At 57.1% G+C, this 26994-nt stretch carries 28 protein-coding genes; 22 read left to right on the top strand and 6 right to left on the bottom strand.

The genetic code is table 11. The features are described 5' to 3' along the window. Window positions 1-29: 29 nt before the first annotated feature. From VW41_01120 to VW41_01110, 3 genes are all read right to left on the bottom strand, one after another. Window positions 30-905 carry a hypothetical protein gene (locus VW41_01120; protein AJZ87745.1) on the bottom strand — a complete coding sequence of 292 codons (876 nt, stop codon included), beginning with the start codon at window positions 903-905 and terminating at the stop codon, window positions 30-32. Next, window positions 905-3268 carry a hypothetical protein gene (locus VW41_01115; protein AJZ87744.1) on the bottom strand — a complete coding sequence of 788 codons (2364 nt, stop codon included), beginning with the start codon at window positions 3266-3268 and terminating at the stop codon, window positions 905-907. Before VW41_01115 ends, VW41_01120 begins: the two co-directional genes overlap by 1 nt. Before the next feature lie 104 nt (window positions 3269-3372). Next, complete coding sequence (locus VW41_01110) at window positions 3373-4089, bottom strand: transcriptional regulator (protein ID AJZ87743.1); 717 nt, start codon at window positions 4087-4089, stop codon at window positions 3373-3375. Between the two features lie 361 nt (window positions 4090-4450). Here VW41_01110 and VW41_01105 point away from each other — a divergent pair, with 361 nt between their 5' ends. The 13 genes from VW41_01105 (at window position 4451) to phnP (ending at window position 13956) form a co-directional block, all read left to right on the top strand. Further along, the gene (locus VW41_01105; GenBank protein AJZ87742.1) at window positions 4451-4786 is read left to right on the top strand and encodes a hypothetical protein; all 336 of its coding nucleotides are present in this window, start codon (window positions 4451-4453) and stop codon (window positions 4784-4786) included. A 98-nt stretch (window positions 4787-4884) separates the two neighbouring features. Then, the gene (locus VW41_01100) at window positions 4885-5313 is read left to right on the top strand and encodes a hypothetical protein (GenBank protein ID AJZ87741.1); all 429 of its coding nucleotides are present in this window, start codon (window positions 4885-4887) and stop codon (window positions 5311-5313) included. Window positions 5314-5913: 600 nt separating this feature from the next. Beyond that, a complete protein-coding gene (locus VW41_01095; protein ID AJZ87740.1) occupies window positions 5914-6639 on the top strand; it encodes a phosphonate metabolism transcriptional regulator PhnF in 726 nt (241 codons plus the stop codon). After that, the gene (locus tag VW41_01090; GenBank protein ID AJZ87739.1) at window positions 6640-7101 is read left to right on the top strand and encodes a phosphonate C-P lyase; all 462 of its coding nucleotides are present in this window, start codon (window positions 6640-6642) and stop codon (window positions 7099-7101) included. Next, the gene (gene phnH / locus VW41_01085; GenBank protein ID AJZ87738.1) at window positions 7098-7682 is read left to right on the top strand and encodes a carbon-phosphorus lyase complex subunit; all 585 of its coding nucleotides are present in this window, start codon (window positions 7098-7100) and stop codon (window positions 7680-7682) included. The genes VW41_01090 and phnH overlap by 4 nt, the downstream gene beginning before the upstream one ends. Then, window positions 7682-8746, top strand: coding sequence for a carbon-phosphorus lyase complex subunit PhnI (locus VW41_01080; protein AJZ87737.1), 1065 nt, complete (start codon window positions 7682-7684; stop codon window positions 8744-8746). Before phnH ends, VW41_01080 begins: the two co-directional genes overlap by 1 nt. Continuing rightward, the gene (locus tag VW41_01075) at window positions 8739-9584 is read left to right on the top strand and encodes a carbon-phosphorus lyase complex subunit PhnJ (GenBank protein ID AJZ87736.1); all 846 of its coding nucleotides are present in this window, start codon (window positions 8739-8741) and stop codon (window positions 9582-9584) included. Before VW41_01080 ends, VW41_01075 begins: the two co-directional genes overlap by 8 nt. Continuing rightward, window positions 9581-10339 (top strand): phosphonate C-P lyase system protein PhnK, encoded by a 759-nt coding sequence (gene phnK / locus VW41_01070; protein AJZ87735.1) that lies wholly within the window; start codon window positions 9581-9583, stop codon window positions 10337-10339. The genes VW41_01075 and phnK overlap by 4 nt, the downstream gene beginning before the upstream one ends. Window positions 10340-10348: 9 nt before the next feature. Next, window positions 10349-11053 carry a phosphonate ABC transporter ATP-binding protein gene (locus tag VW41_01065; protein ID AJZ87734.1) on the top strand — a complete coding sequence of 235 codons (705 nt, stop codon included), beginning with the start codon at window positions 10349-10351 and terminating at the stop codon, window positions 11051-11053. Next, the gene (locus VW41_01060) at window positions 11040-12176 is read left to right on the top strand and encodes a phosphonate metabolism protein PhnM (GenBank protein AJZ87733.1); all 1137 of its coding nucleotides are present in this window, start codon (window positions 11040-11042) and stop codon (window positions 12174-12176) included. The genes VW41_01065 and VW41_01060 overlap by 14 nt, the downstream gene beginning before the upstream one ends. Continuing rightward, the gene (locus VW41_01055) at window positions 12176-12760 is read left to right on the top strand and encodes a ribose-phosphate pyrophosphokinase (GenBank protein ID AJZ87732.1); all 585 of its coding nucleotides are present in this window, start codon (window positions 12176-12178) and stop codon (window positions 12758-12760) included. Before VW41_01060 ends, VW41_01055 begins: the two co-directional genes overlap by 1 nt. After that, window positions 12753-13220 (top strand): aminoalkylphosphonic acid N-acetyltransferase, encoded by a 468-nt coding sequence (locus tag VW41_01050; protein AJZ87731.1) that lies wholly within the window; start codon window positions 12753-12755, stop codon window positions 13218-13220. Before VW41_01055 ends, VW41_01050 begins: the two co-directional genes overlap by 8 nt. Continuing rightward, window positions 13198-13956 (top strand): carbon-phosphorus lyase complex accessory protein, encoded by a 759-nt coding sequence (phnP, locus tag VW41_01045; GenBank protein AJZ87730.1) that lies wholly within the window; start codon window positions 13198-13200, stop codon window positions 13954-13956. Before VW41_01050 ends, phnP begins: the two co-directional genes overlap by 23 nt. On the opposite strand, the gene VW41_01040 is transcribed toward phnP, so the two are convergent. Continuing rightward, window positions 13953-14273, bottom strand: coding sequence for a membrane protein (locus VW41_01040; protein ID AJZ87729.1), 321 nt, complete (start codon window positions 14271-14273; stop codon window positions 13953-13955). The two genes, phnP and VW41_01040, sit on opposite strands and share 4 nt — an antisense overlap. Window positions 14274-14341: 68 nt before the next feature. Continuing rightward, entirely contained in the window at window positions 14342-14791 is a 450-nt protein-coding gene (locus VW41_01035) for a ribose 5-phosphate isomerase (protein AJZ87728.1), read from the bottom strand. A 354-nt stretch (window positions 14792-15145) separates the two neighbouring features. Between VW41_01035 and VW41_01030 the strand changes: the two genes are divergently transcribed. The 7 genes from VW41_01030 (at window position 15146) to VW41_01000 (ending at window position 21612) form a co-directional block, all read left to right on the top strand. After that, complete coding sequence (locus VW41_01030) at window positions 15146-16036, top strand: transcriptional regulator (protein ID AJZ87727.1); 891 nt, start codon at window positions 15146-15148, stop codon at window positions 16034-16036. Between the two features lie 55 nt (window positions 16037-16091). Further along, window positions 16092-17027, top strand: coding sequence for a D-allose transporter subunit (locus tag VW41_01025; GenBank protein ID AJZ87726.1), 936 nt, complete (start codon window positions 16092-16094; stop codon window positions 17025-17027). Between the two features lie 68 nt (window positions 17028-17095). Then, window positions 17096-17278, top strand: a complete 183-nt coding sequence (locus VW41_01020; GenBank protein AJZ87725.1) for a hypothetical protein — start codon at window positions 17096-17098, stop codon at window positions 17276-17278. A 143-nt stretch (window positions 17279-17421) separates the two neighbouring features. Further along, window positions 17422-18954 (top strand): D-allose transporter ATP-binding protein, encoded by a 1533-nt coding sequence (locus tag VW41_01015; protein AJZ87724.1) that lies wholly within the window; start codon window positions 17422-17424, stop codon window positions 18952-18954. Beyond that, a complete protein-coding gene (locus VW41_01010; protein ID AJZ87723.1) occupies window positions 18933-19913 on the top strand; it encodes a D-allose transporter subunit in 981 nt (326 codons plus the stop codon). Before VW41_01015 ends, VW41_01010 begins: the two co-directional genes overlap by 22 nt. A gap of 75 nt (window positions 19914-19988) precedes the next feature. After that, window positions 19989-20684 (top strand): allulose-6-phosphate 3-epimerase, encoded by a 696-nt coding sequence (locus VW41_01005; protein ID AJZ87722.1) that lies wholly within the window; start codon window positions 19989-19991, stop codon window positions 20682-20684. Next, window positions 20668-21612, top strand: a complete 945-nt coding sequence (locus VW41_01000) for a sugar kinase (protein ID AJZ87721.1) — start codon at window positions 20668-20670, stop codon at window positions 21610-21612. Before VW41_01005 ends, VW41_01000 begins: the two co-directional genes overlap by 17 nt. Here VW41_01000 and VW41_00995 read toward each other — a convergent pair. Further along, entirely contained in the window at window positions 21545-24127 is a 2583-nt protein-coding gene (locus VW41_00995) for a histidine kinase (GenBank protein AJZ87720.1), read from the bottom strand. The genes VW41_01000 and VW41_00995 overlap by 68 nt on opposite strands. A 332-nt stretch (window positions 24128-24459) precedes the next feature. Here VW41_00995 and VW41_00990 point away from each other — a divergent pair, with 332 nt between their 5' ends. After that, window positions 24460-25983 carry a D-ribose transporter ATP-binding protein gene (locus VW41_00990; GenBank protein AJZ87719.1) on the top strand — a complete coding sequence of 508 codons (1524 nt, stop codon included), beginning with the start codon at window positions 24460-24462 and terminating at the stop codon, window positions 25981-25983. After that, a complete protein-coding gene (locus tag VW41_00985) occupies window positions 25976-26968 on the top strand; it encodes a ribose ABC transporter permease (protein AJZ87718.1) in 993 nt (330 codons plus the stop codon). The genes VW41_00990 and VW41_00985 overlap by 8 nt, the downstream gene beginning before the upstream one ends. The last annotated feature ends 26 nt before the right edge of the window (window positions 26969-26994 follow it).

Below are 26994 nucleotides of genomic sequence, written 5' to 3'. Positions count from 1 at the left end.
CTGTCTCTTCCCTGAGAACGCTAAGTCAGTTAGCCAAAAACTTCATCGACCAGCGCGCTGCCGAGGCGCATGGCCGAACAAATACGCGGCATCCCCAACGCCACGCCCTGCCAGCTCTGGGTGACCGAGTAACCTATCGGCTGGCGTTCGATGTCGCAGCCGTCACCGAGCCAGGTCAAAGCGTCTTTATGCTCCAGCAAACCCGGAGATGTTGGCGTCGCCAGCCATTCATGGAAATAGTGGCGGGTACGGGGGGAAGCATTCACTTCCTCCGCCAGGCGGCTGATGGCGAGGCCGCGTACCTGCTCAATCAACGCCTCCGCCTGCTCCGGAGTTCCCAGACGTACGGCATCGCCAAAGGTGCCCCAGCGCAGCTCCTCCAGTGCGACGTAGCAACGCGCAGCCGGAGAGAATGAAAAATAGTGCCCGCTGCGCCAGCGGGAGAAGATCTGCTCACAGTGGACCATGCCCTGGCGCACAAGATCGCTGTGCTGAAACTCTTCTTCTAGCCGGGCCAATCGCTGAGAGAACTGCTCGCGCAGGGCCTGAAGCCGCTCGCGAACCGCTGGCGAATGGTGCGCCGTGCGGGCAGAAACCGGCTCCAGCTGGGCAATTCTCTCGCTTATCTGGCTGTTGGCTAAGTAGCTTTTCGCCAGGTCTGCCGACAGCAGGCCGAGGCTTATCAGCGACGCTTCAAGCTCGTCCTGCGGTGGTATACCGGCCATCCCGGCCTGCCGCCGCGCCACGACGACGAACAACGCCAGAAGCTGCTCATAAAACGCCTTGCTTTGCGGGCTGCTCCACGGCTGGCGGGCGACATCAATCCCCATTGCAAAATCGACGACAAATTTTTCGCTAAGACAGCTGAGGGTTCTTATTGGCCCTTCCATTAATACACTGCTCATCATTGCTCCGCTGAGAAAAGCGTCTGGATATCATCGCGCAACAGGCGGGTATCCTCGTGAATGTAACGTGCCGTTCTGACACTCTGTTCCAGCTTATTCTGCAGAGAAAACAGCACGGTGTCGTTCTGCTGCTTTGCGGAAAGACTCTGCCGCAAATTGCTGTGAATAGCATCCAGTGCGCCGCTAAAATCAGCGAAAAACGTTGCCATCCCGGCCGTTACAGAAATATCAACCTGCGCAGTAATGGCCTGGTTTATCTGGCCCATGAAACTCGACACATGGTCATGCAGCTTTTGCTGAAGCTTCTCCAGGTCAATAACGTAGCGGCTATGGGTGGCCGCGTAGTCTTCCCAGCCCCAGTCCACGCCGTTTAACCAGCGCGCCAGCACGCCTCGCATCCCGTTTTGCGGCTGCATTTCCGACATCGCCACTTCCTGGCTTTCGATAACGTTGGTAAAGGTCGATTGGGTATTAAAGTTCAGCTGGCTGGCCTGGAACGCAGGCAGACTAATATGGGCGCGGAATCCGGCCACTTTCAGGCCGTCGCTCACCCGCTGTTCAATGGGTTTCAACGCCGACTGCAGCGTATAACTCAGGCTCGCTTCAAGATTACTGAGCAGCGCGCCAAGCTCCCCGCTTAGCGTCTGCTGGGCGGCAAATAAAATGCTTTCGCTGGAAGCGCGGACCTTGTGCAGCAAGGTGCGCGCCGTCGCTTCATCTTCGCCCATCAGCTTGTCGCTGCCCGGCGAAAAATCCACGCTCCGCGTCAACGTGTGCGGGTATAGCGGGTGCAGATTCTCTGCGCCCAGCCGCCCTTCCCGGAAATAGGTTTTCAGGTCACGATGAATCTGCGTTTCGAAGCGTTGCACAAAATCACCAATTCCCGCCAGGGCATCGCTGACCTGCTGCTGAATCACCGTGCTCACCGACTGCTGAGCCTGCTGCAACAGCTGAATATCCTGCTCAAGCTGCTGGATATTATCCTGCAGGCTTTCGCTGGCCACCTGCAGCCCCTGGCAGCGGAAACTCAGATAGCGTTCGGCGCCCTCGGCATAATCCAGCAGCTTGTGGCACGCCGCACGCAGCGTGTACAGAGAAGCATTGGCGTGCGCGGTATGCAGGATAGTCTCAATCGGTGACTCAAACATGGAGTCTTCCCACAGCAAGTCCGCCGCATGGCGCAGATGCTCAATATCGGCCAAATCCGTACTGCGCCAGCGCCGGCCCAGGGCCGCTTCCGCAAAGTCCTGCACCCAACGCTGCTCTTCAGGATCGGGTAAACGGCCATGCGTGGCCAGTTCGTAGCGGGCGCGGTTGGCAAGATAGCCCCACATGCTCGATACCGGGAAAACGTTGTCCGGCGCAATGCTGTCCTTCATCAGAGTCCCGGCAATCATCGCCTTCACCTGAGCTTCATCGTCACCGTTGCGATCCTTCTGATCGAACTTGTTCACCAGCGCATACAGCGGCACCGATTTGCTGACGCCAAGCACCGCCTCCCGGACTTCTTCATCGGATATGGACTTGAGCTGCGTATAATCCATCACCGCCAGCACGGCTGAAGCCTGTGCCAGCTGCTCTTTAAGCATCTTTTGCAGGTGCGGCTGCCCCGCTTCGTTTGGCCCGGGCGTGTCCAGCAGCGTCAGTTGACCGTGGCCGTTTTTGAGGCCGGCCAAATGCACAAACTCCACCTCAATGACCGGCACATGCTCAATGGCGGCGTAGGCTTTAAACGGGAAGGCGACATCCAGAACCCGGCACAGGCGCACCAGATCGTTCAGGCTTTTCAGGCAGTGGAAAATAGGCTGCGCCCCGAGATAATGGCGCTCAAAACCGGTGCCGTTGGCTATCCGGGCGATAAGCGCCTCCATATCCCGGTCCATTTCCAGCTTGCGCGCCAGCGCTTCCCGGCTGGTGATAAGCAACTTCTCCTGCAGCTCCCCCATCAGGCTCTCTATCGGCTGAACATAGGGAAAATGCAGCACCGGCTCGCGCTGGCCCGGCGTGTGGCGAATCAGCGTCGGTAGCGCCGTCATTGGCCGGTTGCGGTTAGGCAGAACCTCCGTGCCCACAATGGCATTAATGGTGGTCGACTTCCCCGCTTTCATGGTGCCGACAATCGCCAGAACCATTTCATGTTGGGTTATTTTGCGCCTTTCGTTTTGCAGCATATCCTTCTGCAATTCAATACCGCGTGGGCTAAATTTCAATGGATGTACCGAGGCCACAGGGTTCGCTAAAGCGCTATTTTGTTCATTTTGTAAAGCCAGCGGAGCGACTTTTAAAGCGCTAAGGTTTTGCAACGCTAATTGCAAAAGCCGCTCGGCTTCCTGACTCAGTTCAAAAATAGTTTGTGTGTGCATAAAAAATGTTTCCTTAACTCAAATTATCCGGTTTTATCTCCGCCACCGTTTAGTTGTAATCATGGCAATACCGGTTTTTATAATTACGTGAGGAAAATAATTTATTAATTAACATTACACCATGCCGCGATCCTGGCTTTTAAGTCACTCTGCCAGACCTGCGGGGAAATAATGGTGAGATGCGGTATCCAATACTGCACCAGCGGAAACAATTGCTCAGGCGAAGCAATATGACTCGCCAGAAGCAACTCTCCGTTATCAAGCTCTCTGATGGTTTTTTGAAAAGGCAATAACTTGCGCTGTTTAAAATGTTCGGCCGCCTGAGCCGAAACCTGTAACAGCACTTCCGTTTTTACCCTTTCCCCACCAGGATCATCCCGATCGTCAAATAATGGATAAAAAATAGCTTTACGCTGTGGGCTATTTTCATATTCATACCCTACAACCAATAAATCTGGAATAGCTCGTAGAGTAATATATTGATTATGGCTCTTTATGTCGTACCACGGATAAAACGCAGCAAGCCCTACGCGTTTAGTAATGCGTAACAGGTCGTTTACGTTAAACTGTCCTTTTAAATGCGAAGAGAGACGCTTTTTCCCTTCGCCGACGTCCTCCAGAATAGCACCAAGCCGGTTCAAATCACGATACGCAGTTCGCATATCTACATCAAAACGCTGGCGGATAATATCAGCGGAAAGGGTTTCCCCCTGATAAAGACTTAAGACGATTTCGGCCAGTCGATCTGCAACTTTTACTTTCGCGCCTTTCATTCTCATCGGTTCCTGCCTCTGTATCGGTACATCCATAGGCCCAACCATACCCCTGTCAAGTGACAGGAGGTGTCAGCGCAATACGCTTTTTTTTATTTTTTCAAACAGGTATAGCGCAGCAGCCCATGCTGGCAGACTTGCTCGAAGCGAAGTGAAACTAAGTTAAATTAGCCTTATTTAACGGCAATTAAAGCCTGAACTTTAAGTTAAATTTGGTGCTTATTTCTTTGAATGAAAGGTTTTTTGCAGTTTACAGCGGCCAGAAAGCCCGTCGGGCTTAGGTTTAAAGCAATAATCCCTGCAAATGTAGGGATTTGATGTATAATCTCAGCACTTTTTCGCGATTCAGCATATTTTTACGGCCAAATCGCTATTTTTCATTACTTTATCTCACCTTGAGGATCAGATAATGCAACTCCCTCATTGCCCGAAGTGCAATTCCGAATACACCTACGAAGACAACGGCATGCTGATTTGCCCGGAGTGCGCTCATGAATGGAACCCGGCCGCAGCGAGCGAAGAAGACGCTGAGCTGGTGGTAAAAGATGCTAACGGCAACCTGCTGGCCGACGGCGACAGTGTCACCGTCGTGAAAGATCTGAAGGTCAAAGGCAGCTCTTCGATGCTAAAGATCGGCACTAAAGTGAAGAATATTCGCCTGGTGGAAGGCGATCACAACATCGACTGTAAAATCGACGGTTTTGGCCCGATGAAGCTGAAGTCCGAGTTTGTGAAAAAGAACTAATCTCCCCCCGGCAGGTGGCTCTGCTGCCTGCCCCGCCTGGCTTACCTGTCCCGCACAACCTACACTTCTTTTGCACTCTCCTTACAGAGGATTCGGTTATGCCTTTAGGACCCTACATCTCATTAAACGGTCGCTGCGCCGAGGCCATCGCCTTTTACCAGCACGCTTTGGGCGCCGAACTGACGTTCAAAATCACTTTCGGTGAAATGCCCAAAGAGGCGACAAATGCCGAAGGCTGTAGCGGCGCCGGCACCTATGCTGACGACAGCATCATGCACGCGAATTTGCGGGTGGCCGGTAACGATTTGATGATGACCGACGCCAGCATGAGCGGAGAAAAACCGCAGCACAGCGGATTCTCACTCTGCCTGGCCAGCCATGACCCGGCAGAGGGTAAACGCTGGTTTGACGCCCTTTCTGCTGGCGGCACCGTCACCATGCCCTGGAGCGAAACTTTTTGGGCAAAAGGCTACGGCTCACTGACGGATAAGTTCGGCATTCCGTGGATGGTCAACGTCGAAAGATAAAGCGGCATATTCTATTATTCTTTTTGGGCCCGTCACTCCGGGCCCTTTATTTTCATTGCCGATTAAAAAATCAAGAAAATCAACGCAACTTATATATTCATTTTTTTGATGCTATTTTATTATTCCATTTCAGAGAATTTATTCCTGACAAAAAGAGTCAACCTGCAGGAAGCCGTCGGCACGCACGCTAAATTAATTATTTCATTGCTAAACATATTATTTCAGGAATAAGACAATATATTAAGTACGAAGCGTCATGAGAATATAGAATATATTCACAGATCGCCGGTAAGTCTCCCTCTTCCAAATCAGCCCCTGGTAATTATCCTTTCCCCACCGTTCCCACTGATTTTTCGGTGATTCAAGACAACTCCCTGATTCTTCGAAGAACAGGCCTGTGTGTCGGCCGCAAACTTCAACTCTTCATCGTACAGAAACCAATCATTAACAAAACCGTCACTTTCCCCCGGCACCATGAGGCAACTTTTGAAGGAGGCCCGTGATGCAACCGACTCTTCACCTCATCAAGCAAAACCCATGCACAGCCCTGCAGCCGCGCGTGCGCATTCGCTTTATCTGATTTGAGAGGCTTTGACTGCTATGCACTTGTCCAGACATCCGACCAGTTACCCAACCCGCTATCAGGAGATAGCCGCCCGGCTCGAGCAGGAGCTGCGCAATAACTACCGCTGCGGCGACTATCTGCCCGCCGAAACCCAACTGGCCGCTTACTACGAGGTCAACCGCCACACGCTGCGCCGCGCCATTGACGAGCTGGTCAACAAAGGCTGGGTACAGCGCCGCCAGGGCGTGGGCGTACTGGTGCTGATGCGCCCGTTTGACTACCCGCTGAATGCTCAGGCGCGCTTTAGCCAGAACTTGCTCGATCAGGGCAGCCACCCCACCAGCGAACGCCTGCTGGCGGTGATTCGTCCGGCCTCTCAGGACGTGGCAGATGCGCTGGGGCTGGCCGAGGGAGACAACGTTATCCACCTGCGCACCCTGCGCCGGGTGAACGGCATCGCGGTGTGCATCATCGACCATTACTTTGCCGAGCAGGCCTGGTGGCCCGCGCTACAAACTTTCAGCAACGGATCGCTGCACGATTTTCTCCAGGACGAGTTAGGCATAGCCCTGACCCGCGCCCAAACCCGCATCAGCGCTCGTCGTTCCCAGGCCAAAGAGAGCCGCCTGCTGGAAATCCCCAACATGGCGCCGCTGCTCTGTGTTCGCACCCTTAATCATCGTGAAGGCGAGGCTAACCCGACGGAGTACTCCGTCAGCCTGACCCGCGCCGACATGATTGAATTCACTATGGAGCACTAAATGGATACCAGCCATTTCAACACCGAACAGCGCCGCGAGTGGATGGCGGTGCTGTCACACAGCCAGCCGCAGGAGCTTCTTGAGCGCTGGAATAGCCTGAACATTCACGCGGATTACACGCTCATTCGCGCGCCGGAAATCGGCCTGGTTCAGGTGCAGGCCCGCATGGGTGGCACCGGCCAACGTTTCTTCACCGGCGATGCCACGCTGACCCGTTCAGTGGTCAAGCTGGCGAGCGGCACCTATGGCTACAGCTACCTGCTTGGCCGAGACAAACAGCACGCTGAATGCTGCGCGGTGATCGATGCTCTGATGCAGGAAACCACGCATTTTCACACGCTACAAGAAACCCTCATTGCACCGCTGGCGGCCAACCGTGAACAACGTCTTGCCGCTCGCCGTGCGGAAGTTAACAGCAGCCGCGTGGACTTCTTCACGCTGGTACGCGGAGACAACGCATGACTTTAATGACCGCTTTTACCCTTCCGGTGCAGGATGCCCAGCAGAGCTTTCGTCGCCTGCTCAAAGCGATGAGCGAGCCGGGCGTGATTGTCGCGCTGACCTCACTGCAGCAGGGCTGGCTCCCGCTGAACGTTGCCACCACCAGCGTGCTGCTAACCCTTGCCGATAACGACACGCCGGTATGGATCGACCACACGCTGGGCAACGACATTGCCGCACAGAACATTCGTTTTCATACCAATGCCCCGCTGTGTGCACAGCCCGACCACGCGCAGTTCGCCGTGGCCAGCGACGCTATCTCTTCCGAACAGCTGAACCTGCTGGCCCAGGGCTGCGACATCGCCCCCGATACCAGCGCGACGTTGATTCTGCAGGTTTCCAGCCTGAGCGGCGGGCGCATGCTTCGCCTGACCGGCGCCGGGATCAACGAAGAGCGCATGATTGCCCCACAGCTGCCGGAATGTGTGCTGCACGAACTGACCGAACGCCCACACCCGTTCCCGCTGGGCATTGACCTGATTTTGACCTGTGGCGATCGCCTGCTGGCTATCCCACGGACCACCCATGTGGAGGTGTGCTGATGTACGTTGCCGTCAAAGGGGGCGAGAAGGCAATCTCCGCCGCCCACGCCCTGCAGGAGCGCAACAGACGCGGCGATGAAACGCTGAAAGAGCTAAGCGTCGCGCAGATCGAACAACAGCTTGGCCTGGCCGTTGATCGGGTGATGACGGAAGGCGGCATCGCCGACCGTGAGCTCGCCGCGCTGGCCATCAAACAGGCCAGCGGCGACATGATTGAGGCAATTTTCCTGCTGCGTGCGTACCGCACCACGCTGCCTCGCCTTGCCGTGAGTGAGCCACTGGACACCGCAGAGATGCGCCTCGAGCGCCGTATCTCCGCCGTTTATAAAGATATCCCTGGCGGCCAGTTGCTGGGCCCAACCTACGACTACACGCACCGCCTGCTGGACTTCACGCTGCTGGCCAATGGCGAAGTGCCAGACGCCGAGCCGGCCAGCGAGCAAAGTGCTCCCGCCCCGCATGTCTTCAGCATGCTGGCGAAGCAGGGCCTGGCCAAAGTCGAAGAAGACGACGGCGCCCAGCCGGACGACATCACCCGCAACCCGCCGGTTTATCCGTGCTCACGCTCTGCTCGCTTACAGCAATTGGTGCGCGGCGATGAAGGCTACCTTTTGGCACTCGCCTACTCCACCCAGCGCGGTTACGGGCGCAACCACCCGTTTGCCGCCGAGATCCGCAGCGGCTACGTAGACATCGAAATTGTGCCAGAAGAGCTGGGATTTGCAGTGAGCATCGGCGAACTGCTGATGACCGAATGCGAAATGGTGAACGGCTTTGTCGCCCCGGAAAACGAATCGCCGCACTTCACGCGCGGCTATGGCCTGGCGTTTGGCATGAGCGAGCGTAAAACCATGGCGATGGCGCTGGTTGACCGCGCGCTTCAGGCGCCCGACTACGACGAAAACGTCGCCGGCCCGGCGCAGGACGAAGAGTTCGTGTTATCCCACGCGGATAACGTGGAAGCGGCAGGCTTTGTGTCTCACCTCAAGCTGCCTCATTACGTGGATTTCCAGGCCGAACTGGAGCTGCTTAACCGCCTGATAAAGGAGCGAGCCAATGGCTAACCTGAGCGGCTATAACTTTGCCTATCTGGACGAGCAAACCAAGCGCATGATCCGCCGCGCGATGCTGAAAGCGGTGGCCATTCCAGGTTACCAGGTGCCGTTTGGCGGCCGCGAGATGCCGATGCCTTACGGCTGGGGCACCGGCGGTATTCAGCTTACCGCCAGCCTGATTGGCGAGTCTGACGTGCTGAAGGTGATTGACCAGGGTGCGGACGACACCACCAACGCCGTCTCGATTCGCAACTTCTTCAAGCGAGTGACCGGCGTGAATACCACTGAACGCACCGAAGACGCGACGCTGGTGCAGACCCGCCACCGCATCCCGGAAACGCCGCTGGTGGAAGATCAGATCCTGATTTATCAGGTGCCGATTCCCGAGCCGCTGCGCTTTATCGAACCCCGCGAAACGGAAACCCGTACCATGCACGCGCTGGAGGAATATGGCGTAATGCAGGTGAAGCTGTATGAAGATATCGCCCGCTTCGGCCATATCTCTACCACCTATGCCTACCCGGTGAAGGTGAACAATCGCTACGTAATGGACCCGTCGCCAATCCCGAAATTCGATAACCCGAAAATGCACATGTCTCCTGCGCTGCAGCTGTTCGGCGCCGGACGCGAAAAACGCATTTATGCCGTACCGCCGTTTACCCACGTTGAGAGCCTCGACTTCGACGACCATCCCTTCCAGGTTCAGGAATGGGAAGAGCCGTGCGCCATCTGCGGGTCACGCCATAGCTACCTTGATGAAGTGGTGCTCGACGACGCGGGCAACCGCATGTTCGTCTGCTCCGATACCGACTACTGCCGCCAGAACAGTGAGGCCTCTCAGTCATGACCAGCCCGTTACTTTCGGTGAATAACCTCACCCACCTCTATGCGCCCGGCAAAGGCTTTATGGATGTGTCGTTTGACCTCTGGCCCGGGGAAGTGCTGGGCATTGTGGGCGAGTCAGGCTCAGGTAAAACGACGCTGCTGAAAGCTATTTCAGCCCGTCTTGCGCCCCAGGAAGGGGAAGTGATTTACCTCGACCGCTCGCTGTACGAAATGTCGGAAGGCGAACGCCGCCGCCTGCTGCGCACCGAATGGGGCGTGGTTCACCAGCATCCGATGGACGGCCTGCGCCGCCACGTTTCTGCCGGGGGCAACATCGGCGAACGCCTGATGGCAACCGGCGCCCGCCACTACGGCGACATTCGTGCCACCGCCCAGCGCTGGCTGGAAGAAGTTGAGATTCCGTCGGCCCGCATCGACGACCTGCCGACCACGTTTTCCGGCGGTATGCAGCAGCGCCTGCAAATCGCCCGCAACCTGGTAACCCATCCGAAGCTGGTGTTTATGGATGAGCCAACCGGCGGGCTGGATGTTTCAGTGCAGGCGCGCCTGCTCGATCTGCTGCGCGGCCTGGTGGTGGAGCTCAACCTGGCCGTGGTTATTGTTACCCACGATCTGGGCGTAGCTCGCCTGCTGGCCGACCGCCTGCTGGTGATGAAACAGGGCAAAGTGGTGGAAAGTGGGCTGACCGACCGCGTACTGGACGACCCACATCACCCGTATACCCAGCTTTTGGTGTCTTCCGTCCTTCAGAATTAGGTACTCGCTATGACCAGAATACGGGTTGAAAACCTGAGCAAAACCTTTGTCCTGCACCATCAGCACGGCATTAGCCTGCCGGTGCTGGCAAATGCCTCGCTGGAAGTCAAAGGCGGGGAATGTGTGGTGCTGCACGGCCACTCCGGGAGCGGGAAATCCACCCTGCTGCGCTCGCTCTACGCCAACTATTTGCCGGATGAAGGACACATCTGGGTTAAGCATGCCGACGAATGGATCGACATCGTGCAGGCTCCGGCGCGTGAAGTGCTGGCGGTACGTCGCCAGACCATCGGCTGGGTGAGCCAGTTCCTGCGCGTTATTCCGCGTATTTCAGCGCTCGAAGTCGTCATGCAGCCGCTGCTGGATTTGGGCGTGCCGCGGGAAGAGTGTGAGAAAAAAGCCGCCAGCCTGTTGACCCGCCTTAACGTGCCGGAGCGCCTGTGGCACCTGGCCCCGTCGACCTTCTCCGGCGGCGAGCAGCAGCGCGTAAACATCGCCCGCGGCTTTATTGTTGATTACCCCATTTTACTGCTGGACGAGCCAACCGCTTCGCTGGATGCAAAAAACAGCGCCGCCGTGGTGGCTTTGATTCAGGAAGCAAAAGCGCGTGGAGCGGCCATTGTCGGCATCTTCCACGATGAAGCAGTGCGTGAACAGGTGGCCGACCGCCTGCATACGATGTCCGCGATGGAGCCCCAACATGATTATCAATAATGTTCGCCTGGTTCTGGAAGAAGAAGTGGTCAGTGGCTCGCTGGAAGTGGCCGACGGTGTGATTCGCAACTTTGCCGAGACCCAAAGCCAGCTGCCGGGCGCACACGACGGCGGCGGCGGCTGGCTGCTGCCGGGGTTGATTGAGCTGCACACCGACAACCTTGATAAATTCTTTACCCCGCGGCCAAAGGTTGACTGGCCGGCACACTCCGCCATGAGCAGTCACGATGCGCTAATGGTGGCGAGCGGCATCACCACCGTGCTCGACGCCGTTGCCATTGGCGACGTGCGCGACGGCGGCGACCGCCTGGAAAACCTCGAAAAAATGATCAACGCCGTGGAGGATACGCAAAAGCGTGGCCTCAACCGCGCCGAACACCGCCTGCATCTGCGCTGCGAGCTGCCGCACCACACCACGCTGCCTCTGTTCGACAAGCTGGTTGACCGCGAACTGGTCTCTCTCGTTTCGCTGATGGACCACTCCCCGGGCCAGCGCCAGTACGCGGAGCTCTCTAAATACCGCGACTACTATCAGGGCAAATATCACCTCACCAACGAGCAGATGGACCGCTTTGAGGAAGAGCAGCTGACGTTGGCGGCCCGCTGGTCGCAGCCAAACCGTCAGGCCATTGCCGCCCGCTGCCGCGACCGCAATATCGCCCTCGCCAGCCATGACGATGCGACGACGGCCCACGTTGTGGAGTCCCACGAAATCGGCAGCGTGATCGCCGAATTCCCGACCACGGAAGAAGCCGCCGAAGCCTCTCGCCGCCACGGTATGAACGTGCTGATGGGCGCGCCGAATATCGTGCGCGGCGGCTCTCACTCCGGCAACGTGGCGGCCAGCCATCTTGCTCAGGCCGGGCTGCTGGATATCCTTTCCTCGGATTACTACCCGGCAAGTCTGCTGGATGCAGCTTTCCGCGTGGCGCACGATGACAGCAACAGCTTCACGCTGGCGCAGGCGGTTAACCTGGTGACCCGCAACCCGGCGCGGGCGCTAAATCTGACCGACAGGGGAACGCTGGCGGAAGGTAAACGAGCGGATCTGGTGCTGGCGCACATGCACGGCGGCCATATCCATGTCGATCACGTCTGGCGCCAGGGAATTCGGGTGTTCTGATGAGTAAACTAATCTGGCTGATGGGCCCGTCCGGCTCCGGCAAAGACAGTCTGCTGAGCGCTCTGCGCCAGCAGGAGCACGCCAGACTGCTGGTGGCGCACCGCTATATTACCCGCGCCGCCGACGCAGGCTGCGAGAACCACATTGCGCTGAGCGCAAAAGAATTCGAGCAGCGCCAGCAGCTGGGGCTGTTTGCCCTGAGCTGGCAGGCACACGAGCAGTCCTACGGCGTCGGCGTGGAAATGGATATATGGCTCGAAGCCGGATTTGACGTGGTAGTGAACGGCTCCCGACAGCACCTGAAACAGGCACGGGAACGCTATGGCGATGGGCTGGTGCCCATCTGCCTGCAGGTTTCCGCGGATGTACTGCGTCAGCGGCTGGAGCAGCGTGGGCGGGAAAACGCAGAGCAAATTGAGCAGCGGCTGCAGCGGGCCGCGCTCTATTCGCCGGAAGGGGATAATTGCCTGATACTCAACAACGACGGGAGTCTGCTACAGTCAGCCGCATTATTTATGCGGCTGTTAGCCCAGCACCGTTCAAACGTTATCTCTCTTCACCGCAAGGAACCCCGCCATGTCTGATGTTGTTAAGTTAAAAGCCGCCGCTATCGAAGACAGCGACACCGTTTACCGCATGATTTGCGAGCTAAAGCAGGCTCCGGCTGACCGCCCCGGCTTTAACGCCTGTTTTACCGAGAACCTGCGTGACCCGAATATCTTCTATCAGCTGGCGTGGCTGGGGAACAAAGCGTTAGGCATGATAAGCCTGCACCTGCAATATCACCTGCACCACGCCCGCCGCATCGGCGAGATTCAGGAACTGGTGGTGCTGGAAGAAGCCCGCGGCCACGGCGTCGGTAAACAACTGCTCGCCTGGGCCGAAGAAAAAGCGCGTAAAGCCGATGCGGAGCTAACGGAGCTGTCGACCAGCACCGGCCGCAAAGACGCTCATCGTTTTTACGAGCGTGAAGGATACCGCGCCACCCACATCCGCTTTACCAAACCGGTGGAGACACCTGATGACGCTCACGCTAACACTTAGCGGCACCGGCGGGGCGCAGCTTGTCCCGGCATGGGGCTGCCGCTGCGCCGCCTGCTCAAGGGCGCGAACCAATCCGGCCCACCGCCGCCGCCCGTGCAGCGCGGTAGTCAAATATAACGATGCAGTGACGCTGGTAGACGCAGGGCTGCCCGACCTGATGGATAGCTGGCAGCCGGGTGATTTTCAGCAGTTTTTACTCACCCACTACCATATGGATCATGTCCAGGGGCTATTTCCGCTGCGCTGGGGCGTGGGGGAGAAAATCCCGGTTTACGGCCCGCCGGATGAGCAGGGCTGCGACGATCTGTTTAAGCACCCCGGTCTGCTGGACTTTAGCCATACCGTTGAGCCGTTTGTCGCTTTCACCCTTCAGGCGCTGCGCGTAACGCCGCTGCCGCTGCTGCACTCCAAGCTGACGTTTGGCTATCTGTTTGAAACGGCTTATAGCCGGCTGGCCTGGCTGAGCGATACGGCGGGGCTGCCGGACAAAACCCTGAAGTTTCTTGCCGCCAACCGCCCGGAAGTGGTGGTGATAGATTGCAGCCGCGAACCCCGGCCAGACACACCCAAAAATCATTGTGATTTAACAACGGTTATCGCGCTGAACGAGCAGATAGGCAGCCCGCGGGTCGTGCTGACCCACATTAGCCACCAGTTTGATGAATGGCTGATGCACCACACGCTGCCTGCAGGGTTTGAGGCCGGTTTTGACGGGATGGAGATCGTGCTGGACTAGCGATCGTCGTCGTCCTGCAGCCGGCTCTCTTCGTCATCCAGCTGCTGGCGTTCGCGGTCGAGCTGGTTCTGACGTTCATCAAGGCTGCGGCGCCTGTCCTCCAGTTGGCGGTAACGGGCTTCGTCCTGACGGCTGAGCCGGCGCCGATCGGCCGGATCATCACTGTCGTCATGATAAACACGATCGCCGCCAGGCTTGTAAGCATCGCTAAATGCCTGCTGGATATTGCCAATCGCGTCATCAATCACGTCGGCCTGCGCGAACGGCGAGGCCAGGTACAGCGTGCCGAGCAGCAGCGCGGCGGCATAAGATTTCATCGGTCAGTCTCCGGGATGGACTGGCCTCAGCGTAATCAGCCGGCCTTACGCGCAGTAGCGGAGGAATCTCAAATTCTCGGCGATTCCAGCGCGCCAATAGCCTCTACTCGCGCCTGATGTCGCCCGCCTTCAAACTGCCCGTTTAACCACGCATCGACGATCATTTTGGCCAAATCCAGCCCTACCACCCGGGAGCCGAAGGCCAGCACGTTGGTATTGTTGTGCTGGCGGGAAAGCAGTGCGGAATAAGGTTCACTGCAGACCACCGCCCGGATACCAGGAAACTTATTGGCGGTGATGGAGATCCCCACGCCAGTGCCGCAAATTAAAATACCGCCCTCGGCTTCGCCGCTTACCACGGCTTCAGCGACCGCGCTGGCGTAGAGCGGGTAATCCGTGCGTTCGCCGGACCAGGTCCCCTTGTCCAGCACCTCAATCCCTTTCGCCTGAAGATGCGCCACAATCTCCGCCTTCAGCAGAAAGCCCACATGGTCACAGCCAAATGCAATTTTGTTCATTTTGTCCTCACCGTTACCGTTACTTTACGAACCCGGCAATTCTTGTGATTTAAGACCGGTTCACTGCCCAATTAATCGGCAAAATTGCCGGGTTCGTGGCCATTTCTACACCGATTGTCTTCACAACACAATGCACAAGCTTGCCATTTTTGTGTCATGAAACCTGTTCCACTAACGGGGAAAACTAAGTTAATTCTTTATATTTCATGAAAATAAATATAATTAACGGTTCTCGTTACTTCACAAAAAGTAAAACTTTATGAATTAATTATTTTTGTGAAGTGCTCAGCATATTTTCTGCTCACGCTGTGGTGTTATAGTGACGTCTTCACTCTACGGACACGAGAGAACAGGATGAGTCAGTCAGATATTGATTCACAGCCGCCGTTCGGCATCGGCCTTGCCCCCTGGCTGCGTATGAAGCAGGAGGGGATGACGGACAACGAAAGCCGTATCGTCGACTGGTTGTTGAAACCCGGCAATCTGAGCGATGCCCCGGCCATTAAAGACGTTGCCGAAGCCCTTGCGGTGTCGGAAGCAATGATCGTTAAAGTCTCGAAGCTGCTGGGGTTCAGCGGCTTCCGTAACCTGCGCAGCGCGCTGGTTACCTACTTTTCCGAGTCAGAGCAGGTGCTGCCCACCGAGCTGGCCTTTGACGAAGCGCCGCAGGATGTGGTCAACAAGGTGTTTAACATTACCCTGCGCACCATTATGGAAGGGCAATCGATCGTCAACGTGGACGAAATCCACCGCGCGGCACGCTACTTCGCGAAGGCAAAACAGCGGGATTTGTACGGCGTTGGCGGGTCAAACGCCATTTGTAACGACATCCAGCACAAGTTTTTACGCATCGGCGTGCGCTGCCAGGCTTATCAGGATGCCCACATCATGATGATGTCTGCCTCGCTGCTAAAAGAAGGCGATGTGGTACTGGTGGTGTCCCACTCGGGGCGCACGGGTGATTTAAAAGCGGCGGTGGAACTGGCAAAAAAGAATGGCGCAAAAATAATCTGTATTACTCATAGTTATCATTCTCCGATTGCACGGCTGGCTGATTTTATTATTTGCTCACCAGCACCCGAGACACCTTTATTAGGCCGCAACGCTTCAGCACGTATATTACAATTAACGTTACTCGATGCATTTTTTGTTTCAGTCGCGCAGCAAAATATTGAACAGGCAACATTAAATATGCAAAAAACCGGCGCTATTGTGGATTTCTTTTCACCTGGTGCGCTGAAGTAAAAAAGAGATCCCGCATCGGCGGGATCTGACTGTACCCTACACTGAGAATATTATTATGAATAAATATCTGAAAATATTCAGCGGCGCTGCTATGGGCCTGATGTTATCCACCAGCGCTTTTGCGGCTGCCGACTATGCGGTGGTATTAAAAACATTATCTAACCCTTATTGGGTGGATATGAAAAAAGGTATTGAAGATGAAGCCAAAACGCTGGGCGTTAGCGTAGATATTTTTGCTTCACCTTCGGAGGGTGATTTCCAGTCACAATTACAGCTTTTTGAAGATTTAACGAATAAAAAATACAAAGGTATCGCTTTTGCACCGCTCTCCTCGGTAAACCTCGTGGTGCCGGTTGCTAATGCCTGGAAAAAAGGCATTTACCTGGTCAATCTCGATGAAAAAATCGATATGGATAACCTGAAAAAAGCCGGCGGTAACGTCGAAGCCTTCGTCACTACCGATAACGTAGCGGTCGGCGCGAAGGGTGCAGGCTTCATCATCGATAAGCTCGGTGCCGCAGGCGGCGACGTGGCCATCATCGAGGGCAAAGCGGGGAACGCCTCCGGTGAAGCCCGCCGCGTGGGGGCCAGCGATGCGTTTAAGAAAGCCACCCAGATCAAACTGGTTGCCAGTCAGCCTGCCGACTGGGACCGCATCAAGGCGCTTGATGTAGCCACCAACGTGCTGCAGCGTAACCCGAACCTGAAAGCCTTCTACTGTGCGAACGATACCATGGCAATGGGCGTCGCTCAGGCGGTAGCCAACGCAGGGAAGACCGGGAAAATACTGGTTGTCGGCACCGACGGCATCCCGGAAGCCCGTAAGATGGTGGATGACGGACAGATGACCGCCACCGTGGCCCAGAACCCGGCAGATATTGGCGCGACAGGCCTGAAGCTGCTGGTGGATGCCGCGAAAACCGGCAAAGTGATTGCGTTGGATAAAGCCCCGCAGTTTAGCCTGGTGGATTCTGTGCTGGTGACGAAATAGTTAAGGTCTGAGTGGCTTTATCCCCTCACCCCGACCCTCTCCCCAAAGGGGAGAGGGAGAAAGAAGGAGTGGCCCTCTCCCATAGGGAGAAAGTGGAAAAAGGGGTAGCTCTCTCCCACAGGGAGAAAGTGAAAAAAGGGGTAGCTCTCTCCCACAGGGAGAAAGTGGAAAAAGGGGTAGCTCTCTCATACAGGGAGAAAGTGGAAAAAGGGGGCCTGCGCCCCCGGGCAAAGGTGCGAAAAGAGTACTAAAAGAAAAGCAGTGGCAGCAGTTATTCCCTCTCCCTTCCGGGACGAGAGAGAAAATCAACATCAGCTCGGTGCCGTCCCCTCTCCCCTGTGGGGAGAGGGTTAGGGTGAGGGGAAACCTTCGCTAAAAATGATTGAGGCTCGTCATGGTCACGCCATATATTGCAATGGCGGGGATCGGCAAATCCTTTGGTCCGGTTCACGCATTAAAATCGGTTGATTTAACAATATTTCCCGGCGAAATTCATGCGCTGCTCGGGGAAAACGGTGCAGGTAAATCAACCCTGATGAAAGTCCTGTCGGGTATTCACGAACCGACCACAGGCACCATTACGATTAATAACGTTAATTATGAGAAACTTGATCATAAATTAGCGGCACAGCTCGGCATTGGGATTATTTATCAAGAACTCAGCGTTATTGATGAATTAACGGTTTTAGAAAATCTTTATATTGGTCGCCACACAACCAAAAAAGTCTTCGGGATTAATATTGTTGACTGGAAAGAGATGCGTATTCGCGCCGCGATGATGCTTTTACGTGTTGGCTTAAAAGTGGATCTCGATGAAAAGGTGGGTAATTTATCCATCAGTCACAAGCAAATGTTAGAAATTGCTAAAACATTAATTCTGGACGCCAAAGTTATTATTATGGATGAGCCCACCTCTTCTTTAACCAATAAAGAAGTGGATTATCTTTTTCTGATCATGAACCAGCTGCGTACAGAAGGCACGGCGATGGTGTACATCTCCCATAAGCTCGCCGAAATCCGCCGCATCTGCGACCGCTACACGGTGATGAAGGACGGCAGCAGCGTCTGCAGCGGCCTGGTCAGCGAGGTCACCAACGACGACATTGTGCGCCTGATGGTCGGCCGCGAGCTGCAAAACCGCTTTAGCGCGATGAAAGATAGCGCCGGAAACGTTGAGCCTGACGTGGTGTTTGAAGTGAAAAACGTCAGCAGCCGTGATCGCAAAAAAGTGAAAGATATTTCGTTTAGCGTCAATCGTGGCGAGATCCTGGGCTTCTCTGGCCTGGTGGGCTCCGGGCGTACCGAGCTGATGGACTGCCTGTTCGGCGTGGACAAACGTTCGGCCGGGGAAATCCTGCTTAACGGCAAAAATATCTCGCCCAGTTCGCCGATGGACGCGCTGAAAAAAGGCATGGGTTACATCACCGAAAGCCGCCGCGATAACGGCTTCTTCGCCAACTTCTCCATCGCGCAGAACATCGCCGTCAGCCAGAGCCTCAAGCGCGGCGGTTATAAAGGCGCTATGGGTCTGTTTAACGAAGCCGAGGAGCGCCAAACCGCCGAAGATCAGCGCCAGTTGCTGGCGTTGAAGTGCCACAGCGTCGACCAGAACATTACCGAACTTTCCGGCGGCAATCAGCAGAAGGTGCTGATTTCTAAGTGGCTGTGCTGCAACCCGGAAGTGATCATCTTCGATGAGCCTACGCGCGGCATCGACGTCGGCGCGAAGGCCGAAATATACAAAGTGATGCGCCAGCTGGCGGATGACGGAAAAGTCATCCTGATGGTGTCGTCTGAGCTTCCCGAAATTATCGCCGTCTGCGACCGCATTGCCGTGTTCTGCGAAGGGCGACTGACGCAAATCCTGACCAATCGCGACGATATCAGCGAAGAGGAGATCATGGCATGGGCATTACCACAAGAATGAAACGCGAAGAAAGCGAGAAAAAACCGTTCAATTTCGCCCAGTTTTGGGACAAATACGGCACCTTCTTCATCCTCGCGATTATCGTCGCCATCTTTGGCACGCTCTCCGCTGAGTACTTCCTGACGGCCAGCAACATCAGCGCCATCTTTGTGCAAAGCTCGGTGACCGTGCTTATCGGCATGGGGGAATTCTTCGCCATCCTGGTCGCGGGGATTGATCTGTCGGTCGGCGCGATTCTGGCGCTTTCCGGCATGGTCACCGCCAAATTGATGCTGGCGGGCGTCGATCCTTTCCTCGCGGCGCTGATTGGCGGCGTGATTGTCGGCGGGCTGCTCGGCGCAATTAACGGCTGCCTGGTAAACTGGACGGGGCTGCATCCGTTCATCATCACCCTCGGCACCAACGCCATCTTCCGCGGCATCACGCTGGTTATCTCTGACGCCAACTCGGTGTACGGCTTCTCGTTCGACTTCGTGAATTTCTTCGCCGCCACGCCGCTCGGCATTCCGGTGCCGGTGATCTTCTCGCTGATTGTCGCCGGGATACTGTGGTTCCTGACCACCCGCACGCGCCTCGGCCGCAACATTTACGCCCTCGGCGGCAATAAGAACTCGGCGTTCTACTCCGGCATCGACGTGAAGTTCCACATGCTGGTGGTGTTCATCATCTCCGGCATCTGCGCCGGGCTGGCGGGCGTCGTCTCTACCGCGCGTCTTGGTGCCGCGGAGCCGCTGGCAGGCATGGGGTTTGAAACCTACGCCATCGCCAGCGCCATTATCGGCGGTACCAGCTTCTTCGGCGGCAAGGGCCGGATTTTCTCGGTGGTGATAGGCGGCCTGATCATCGGCACCATCAACAACGGGCTCAATATTCTCCAGGTACAAACCTATTACCAGCTGGTGGTGATGGGCGGGCTTATCATCGCCGCGGTGGCCCTGGATCGGTTAATCAGCAAGTAAATTAGTCGTCTTTCGAACGGCAGATGCGTGAGCCGCACCCGCTGTCAGAAATCCATAGAATTACTGGAGCTTGTAATGAAAATTTCCCCCTCTTTGATGTGCATGGATCTGGCAAAATTCCAGGAACAGATTGAGTTTATCGACCTGCACGCGGACTACTTCCATATCGACATTATGGACGGTCACTTTGTGCCAAACCTGACGCTGTCCCCGTTCTTCGTCGGCCAGGTCAGAAAGCTTGCCAGCAAGCCGCTGGACTGCCATCTGATGGTCACCCGCCCGCAGGATTACATCGTCCCGCTGGCGGAGGCCGGGGCGGACATAATTACCCTGCACCCGGAAACCATCAACGGGCAGGCCTTCCGCCTCATCGAAGAGATCCGCCGCCACGGTATGAAAGTTGGCCTGATTTTGAACCCGGAAACGCCGGTCGAGGCGATGAAGTACTACATTCATAAGGCAGACAAGGTAACGGTGATGACCGTTGACCCTGGGTTTGCCGGCCAGCCGTTTATCCCCGAAATGCTGGAAAAAGTGGCCGAGCTGAAAGCCTGGCGCGAACGCGAAGGGCTGAGCTACGAGATTGAAATTGACGGTTCCTGCAACGCGGCAACCTATGAACGACTCATGGCCGCTGGGGCAGATGTGTTTATCGTTGGCACTTCCGGACTGTTTAACCACGCCCGGGATATCGACGAGGCCTGGCAGGTGATGAGCGAGCAGATCCTGGCGGCCAAAAACGAGGTTATGCCCCATGCCAAAACCGCTTAACGTGGTGGCCGGAGTGGATATGGGCGCCACCCATATCCGCCTGTGTTTGCAGGATGAGTCCGGCACGGTGCTGCACTGTGAAAAACAGCGCACGGCAGAGATTATCGTCGGCGGCGTGGTCTGCGGGATAGCCCAACTGCTGAACGACCGGTTAGGCAGCTTTAACGCCCGCTGTCGCGGCATGGTGATGGGGTTCCCGGCGCTGGTGGGCAAAGACAAGCGTACGGTTATCTCCACGCCGAATTTGCCGCTTTCCGCGCAGGAACTGAACGAGCTGGCGGCCAAGCTGGAGGATGCTATCGGCTGCCCGGTCGAGTTTGCTCGGGATGTAAACCTGCAGCTCTCTTTCGACGTCGCGCAAAATGACCTGCAGCACCAGCAGGTGCTCGGCGCCTATCTTGGCACCGGCATGGGCTTTGCCGTCTGGCTGAACGGCGCGCCATGGACCGGCGCTCACGGCGTTGCCGGCGAACTGGGCCATATCCCGCAGGGCGATATGCACCTCACCTGCGGCTGCGGGAACGCCGGTTGCCTGGAGACGGTGTGCTCGGGAATTGCCCTGAAACGCTGGTACGACGCCAGCCAGAAAACGTATGAGATTGGCGAGTTGTTTACCTTTGCTGCTCAGGAGCCGTTTGTCGTTGCCCTGCTCGACCACGCGGCGCGCGCCATCGCCACCAGCATCAACCTGTTTGACCCTGATGCGGTGATTCTCGGCGGTGGAGTTATGGACATGGTCGATTTTCCGCGTGAGGCGCTGGTGGCGCAGACTAAACGCTATCTGCGCCACCCTTTGCCGCATGATGCCGTGCGCTTTATTAACGCCTCTTCCTCAGCCTTTAACGGCGCCCAGGGGGCGGCTACGCTAGCCCGCGCCTGCTTCCTGCCCGCGCTTTACGCAGCGCCTCAGCAAGCTGCACTCGGGTAAACGGCTTGCGCAGCAGTTCCACCTCAGGCAGGTGCTGCTCGCTGCGGCGTAAATCCTGGCCGCTGATCAGCAGCAAATTCAGGTGAGGATGGTGCCGGCGAGCCTGCTGCAGCACATCCGCGCCGCTGAGCTCGCCGGGCAGCATCAGGTCGCTGACAACGAGGCTAATGTCCGGCACCTCCGCCATCAGCCGCAGCGCCTGCTGGCTGTCGCTGGCTTCCAGCGTCAGGTACCCCAGCTCATGCAGCTGCTCGCACAGCGTCTGGCGCACGTCCGGTTCGTCTTCCAGCACCAGCACAAGCTGGTCGGCAATATCGGCCTGCTCACCGGCCAGCGGCACGGCCTCCGGCTGCACCTCCGCAGACGCACGAGGTAGCTGCAATATGACCCGAGTCCCGTTCCCGGGCTCGCTTTCTATTTGCACCCGCCCGCCGGACTGGCGCACAAAGCCACACACCATCGACAGCCCCAGCCCGCTGCCGCTGCCGGTCTGCTTAGTGGTGAAAAACGGCTCAAACACCTGCGCTTTCACTTCGTCCGTCATGCCGTGTCCGGTATCAGCCACTTCCACCACCACCATATCCTGTTTCCGCCCTTCGCCGCGGACCACGCGCTGGTTCCAGGTACGGATCTTAATTTCACCGCTGCGGCCCTCCATTGCGTCTCTGGCGTTCATCACCAGGTTAATGATTGCGTTCTCTAGCTGGTTGACGTCGATCCACGCGGGCCAGGCGGGCTGCTGGGCCTCAACGGTAAGCGTGAGGTGGGCGGGCAAAGAGTGGCGCATCAGCGGATCGAGGTTTTCCAGCAGGCTTTTCATCGCCACCGCCCGGGGGTGCAGCGACTGTTTGCGGGAAAAGGCGAGCAGCCGCTGGGTCAGCTGTGCGCCACGCTCGGCGGCCTTAAGCGCACGCTGAATACGCACGGCATCCGGCGAGTCGGTCGCGGTCAATTCAAGGCTGCCGATAATCACCGCCAGCAGGTTATTGAAGTCGTGCGCCAGGCCGCCGGTGAGCTGCCCCACCGCCTTCATTTTTTGACTATGCACCAGCGCCTCTTCCAGCGCTTTTCGCTCGCTGCGTTCCAGCACCACGTTCACGATGCCCCGCCCCGGCACCGGGCTAAAGCGCAGCTCGATGGTTCGCCCGTCCGCCAGCCTCAGTTCCTGCGGCTTTGGCAGTGGCCGGGAGAGATTACCCAACATATGCTCCTGCAGCGGCGTGACCTGCTTGAGCAGCCCGAGATAGTGCTGGCCGCGCTGCAGGCGCTGCGGATCAAGCCCCAGCAGCAGCGGGTACTGCTGATTCCACACCACCAGGAAGCCGTCACTGTCGAACAGCGCAAAGCCATCGCGCATGGCATGGAAGGTCGTTTCCAGCAGGGTGCTTTTCTCTTTCAACAGGCGAGAAGTGTGCTCCAGCGACGCGGTATTGCGGGCAAAAACGTTGAACGCCCTGGCCAGTTCCCCCAGCTCATCGCGCCGCTGCTGGGCGGGCACGCTGACCTCTTTTTCGCCCTTTGCCAGCCGCGTCATCGCCTGGGAAATGGCCGTTAAGTTAGAGCCCAGATTGCGGTAGATATACAGCCCGGCGAAGCCGGTGATCACCAGCGCCAGCAGGGCAAACAGGCCGATAAACGCGATGATGGACTGCAAATCCCGGTGACTTTGCTGGCTTCGCTGCCGGGACTCTTCCCCCACCTTTTGCACGTACAGATTGATGTCCTGATTCAGAAAAGCCACCAGCGCTTTGATGTGGTACATATGCCAGGCGATGCCCAGATCGCTCTCCTCAAGCTGGGTGGAAAGCGGCGGCAGCTGGTGCAGACCATTTCTGAACTGCTGCAAAATGCTGTCCGCCAGCGGCGACGATGCCCGCTCGGGCAGAAGCTGCATCACTTCGCTAAGCTGGCGTACCGCCGGCCTCGGCGAGGAAGACTGAATCGCCACCAGGATCAGGCGATCCATTTCTTTCAGCAGCGCCGCATCCGGCACGTTCAAGCCTTCGCGCGCGTTAACGTCCTGCAGGTGCTCAAGGTAGCTCTGGTTCTGGTACAGGGCGCTCAGCAGCAGGTTGCGCTGCAAATGGCGGCGGTGCCCCATCACCAGCATGTTGGTGACGCTGCTTTCCAGCTCATTGCTGCGGTCGATGATCCGGCTGACCAGATGCGGTTCGCGCCTGGCCAGCGGCGCGGTGGCCAGATGAGACAGTGAGTTTTGCAGCGAAAGCTGGGTCTGTTTCAGGCTCTCCGCTTCGCTCTGGTATTCAAGCGCGCCGACAACCTGAGAAAGCCTGACCGCCGCCGTCGCCACGTTAGAGGTGTCGCGCGCCAGTTCCATACTGCCGGACATGTCGAGCAGCGTTTGCCCCTGCACCTGTTCCTGCAGGCGGCTGGCGTGCTCAAAGCCGAGCACGGCCACCCCGCAGACCATTAGCGTGACCGCCACTACCAGCAGGTTGAAAAACAGCAGTCGGCCACGGGCGCTGGCGAAGAAGGACGGGCGAGGCTGGGTCATAGAGGCTCCGTGGTTGTTTTTCCCCTCACCCTGACCCTCTCCCCAGAGGGGAGAGGGGAGAAAAAGAGGGCAATCTCTCCCTAATATAAACTGGGGCCAAAGAATTACGCGCCGTCTTTCCCCCCTCTCCCTTTCAGGGAGAGGGCCGGGGTGAGGGTCACACATGCACTCCAGTTAAGCAGAGCACGGATTTTGATAAATATTTCCGCACCGGGAATGTGATCCAGGTTAACTATTCAACTCTATGACAAATATGAATGGCCGCTGACATTTTGCATTTACCGGCGTGTGGTTGACTGGCGCTTATTGATAACCACCCCAGGCGCCGCACCATGAGCAGAGTTCCCATTCTGGAAATGCGCAATATTGCCAAGTCATTTGGCAAATTTTATGCTCTAAAAGGCGTCGATTTAACGGTCTTTCCCGGTGAAATCCATGCGCTAATGGGCGAGAACGGCGCAGGCAAAAGTACCCTGATGAAGATCCTCGCCGGGGCTTACATCGCCACCAGCGGCGAAGTGCTGATCGACGGTGAACCCTACGTCATCAAAGGCCCAAAAGATGCCCTTAATGCGGGCATTACGCTGATTTACCAGGAGATGCAGCTCGCGCCAAATCTTACCGTTGCGGAGAACATTTTCCTCGGCAGCGAACTGGCGCGCGGCGGCCTCGTGCAGCGTAAAGAGATGGCGCAACAGGCGCAGGCGGTGATTGACCGCCTCGGCGCGCAGTTCAAAGCAACCGACCTCGTGATGAAGCTCACTATTGCCGAGCAACAGCAGGTTGAGATTGCCCGCGCGCTCCAGCGCAACAGCCGCATCCTGGTGATGGATGAACCCACCGCCGCCCTCTCATCCCGCGAAACGCACCGCCTGTTTGAGCTGATTTTCCGCCTTCGCGATGAAGGCATGGCGATTATCTACATCAGCCACCGTATGGCGGAAATCTACGAGCTGTCTGACCGGGTCAGCGTCCTGCGAGACGGCCAGTACGTCGGCAGCCTGACGCGCGAAAACCTTAACGCCAGCGAACTGGTCAAAATGATGGTTGGCCGGCCCCTTAGCGACTTGTTTAACAAAGAGCGTGATATCCCGCTGGGTAGTCCTCGCCTCAACGTTCATCATCTGACGGACAACGACAAGGTTCAGCCGGTGAGCCTGCACGTCCGTTCCGGGGAGATAGTCGGCCTGGCCGGGCTGGTTGGCGCGGGACGTTCAGAGCTGGCGCAGCTGATCTTCGGCGTGCGTAAGGCCACGGGCGGATCGGTTGAGATCGACGGTGAGCCGGTGACTCTTCACTCACCCCGCGAGGCGATTCAGCACGGCATCGGCTTTCTGACCGAGAACCGCAAAGAGCAGGGGCTGTTCCTTGAGCTGGCCGCGCAGGACAACATCACCATGGCCACGCTTGAGCGTGACGCCCACTTCGGCATGCTCGACCGCAAAAAAGCCCAGACCATTTCCGACGACGCCATCAGCCTGCTGAATATCCGCGTCCCTCACGCGCAGGTTCGTGCCGGCGGCCTTTCCGGCGGCAACCAGCAAAAACTGCTGATTTCCCGCTGGGTTGCGATTGGCCCGCGCATTCTGATCCTCGACGAGCCTACACGCGGCGTGGACGTGGGCGCTAAGAGTGAGATCTATCGCATCATGAATCAGCTGGCCCGCCAGGGCGTGGCCATCTTAATGATTTCCAGCGAGCTGCCCGAAGTGGTGGGCATGAGCGACCGGGTGTATGTCATGCGCGAAGGCAGCATTGCCGGCGAGCTGCTGCGCCACGACATTACTCAAGAAAATATTATGACCCTGGCTACCGGCGTGACCGAGGCCCATAAGAAAGAGGTTCACCATGACTAACTCAGGCACGCAACCGGTGGCAAAATCCGCCTCGCTTAAAAAAGCCCTGTTCGGCGATTTGATGCAAACCGTCGGTATTTTGCCGATTCTGGTACTGATCATCGCGGTATTTGGCTTTGTGGCACCTAACTTCTTCACCGAGTCTAACCTGCTCAATATTGCCCGCCAGTCGTCCATCAACATCGTGCTGGCGGCGGGGATGACCTTCATCATTCTGACCGGCGGCATCGACCTGTCAGTGGGCTCCATCCTCGGCACCACGGCCGTGACGGCGATGGTCGTGTCGCTGATGCCCGGCTGGGAAGGCCTGTCGATTCCGGCGGCGCTGCTGATGGGCACCGGGCTGGGGCTATTTAACGGCATGCTGGTCGCCTGGGCGGGGCTGCCGCCGTTTATCGTCACGCTCGGCACCTATACCGCGCTGCGCGGCGCGGCATATCTGCTGGCCGACGGTACGACGGTGATTAACTCCAATATCAACTTTGAGTGGATTGGTAACGCCTATCTCGGCCCGGTGCCGTGGCTGGTGGTTATCGCCCTGCTGGTGATTGCGGTGTGCTGGTTCATTCTGCGCCGCACCACGCTGGGTGTTCATATCTACGCGGTAGGCGGCAACATGCAGGCGGCACGCCTGACCGGCATCAAAGTGTGGATGGTACTGCTGTTCGTGTACGGCATGAGCGGGCTACTTTCCGGCCTGGGCGGCATCATGAGTGCGTCACGTCTTTACAGCGCCAACGGTAACCTCGGCGTGGGCTATGAGCTGGATGCCATCGCCGCCGTTATCCTCGGCGGAACCAGCTTCGTGGGCGGGATTGGCACCATCACCGGCACGCTGGTGGGGGCGCTGATTATCGCCACGCTCAATAACGGTATGACGCTGATGGGCGTCTCCTATTTCTGGCAATTGGTGATCAAAGGGGCGGTGATCATCATAGCGGTGCTGATCGACAAATACCGTACCCGTCACAATCAAAGTGCATAACAACAAAACCCTACCCTACGAGTGAG

It is taken from the genome of Klebsiella michiganensis, from assembly GCA_000963575.1.
Classification (GTDB): domain Bacteria; phylum Pseudomonadota; class Gammaproteobacteria; order Enterobacterales; family Enterobacteriaceae; genus Cedecea; species Cedecea michiganensis_A.
This window is presented reverse-complemented; position numbering and strand designations above follow the sequence as displayed.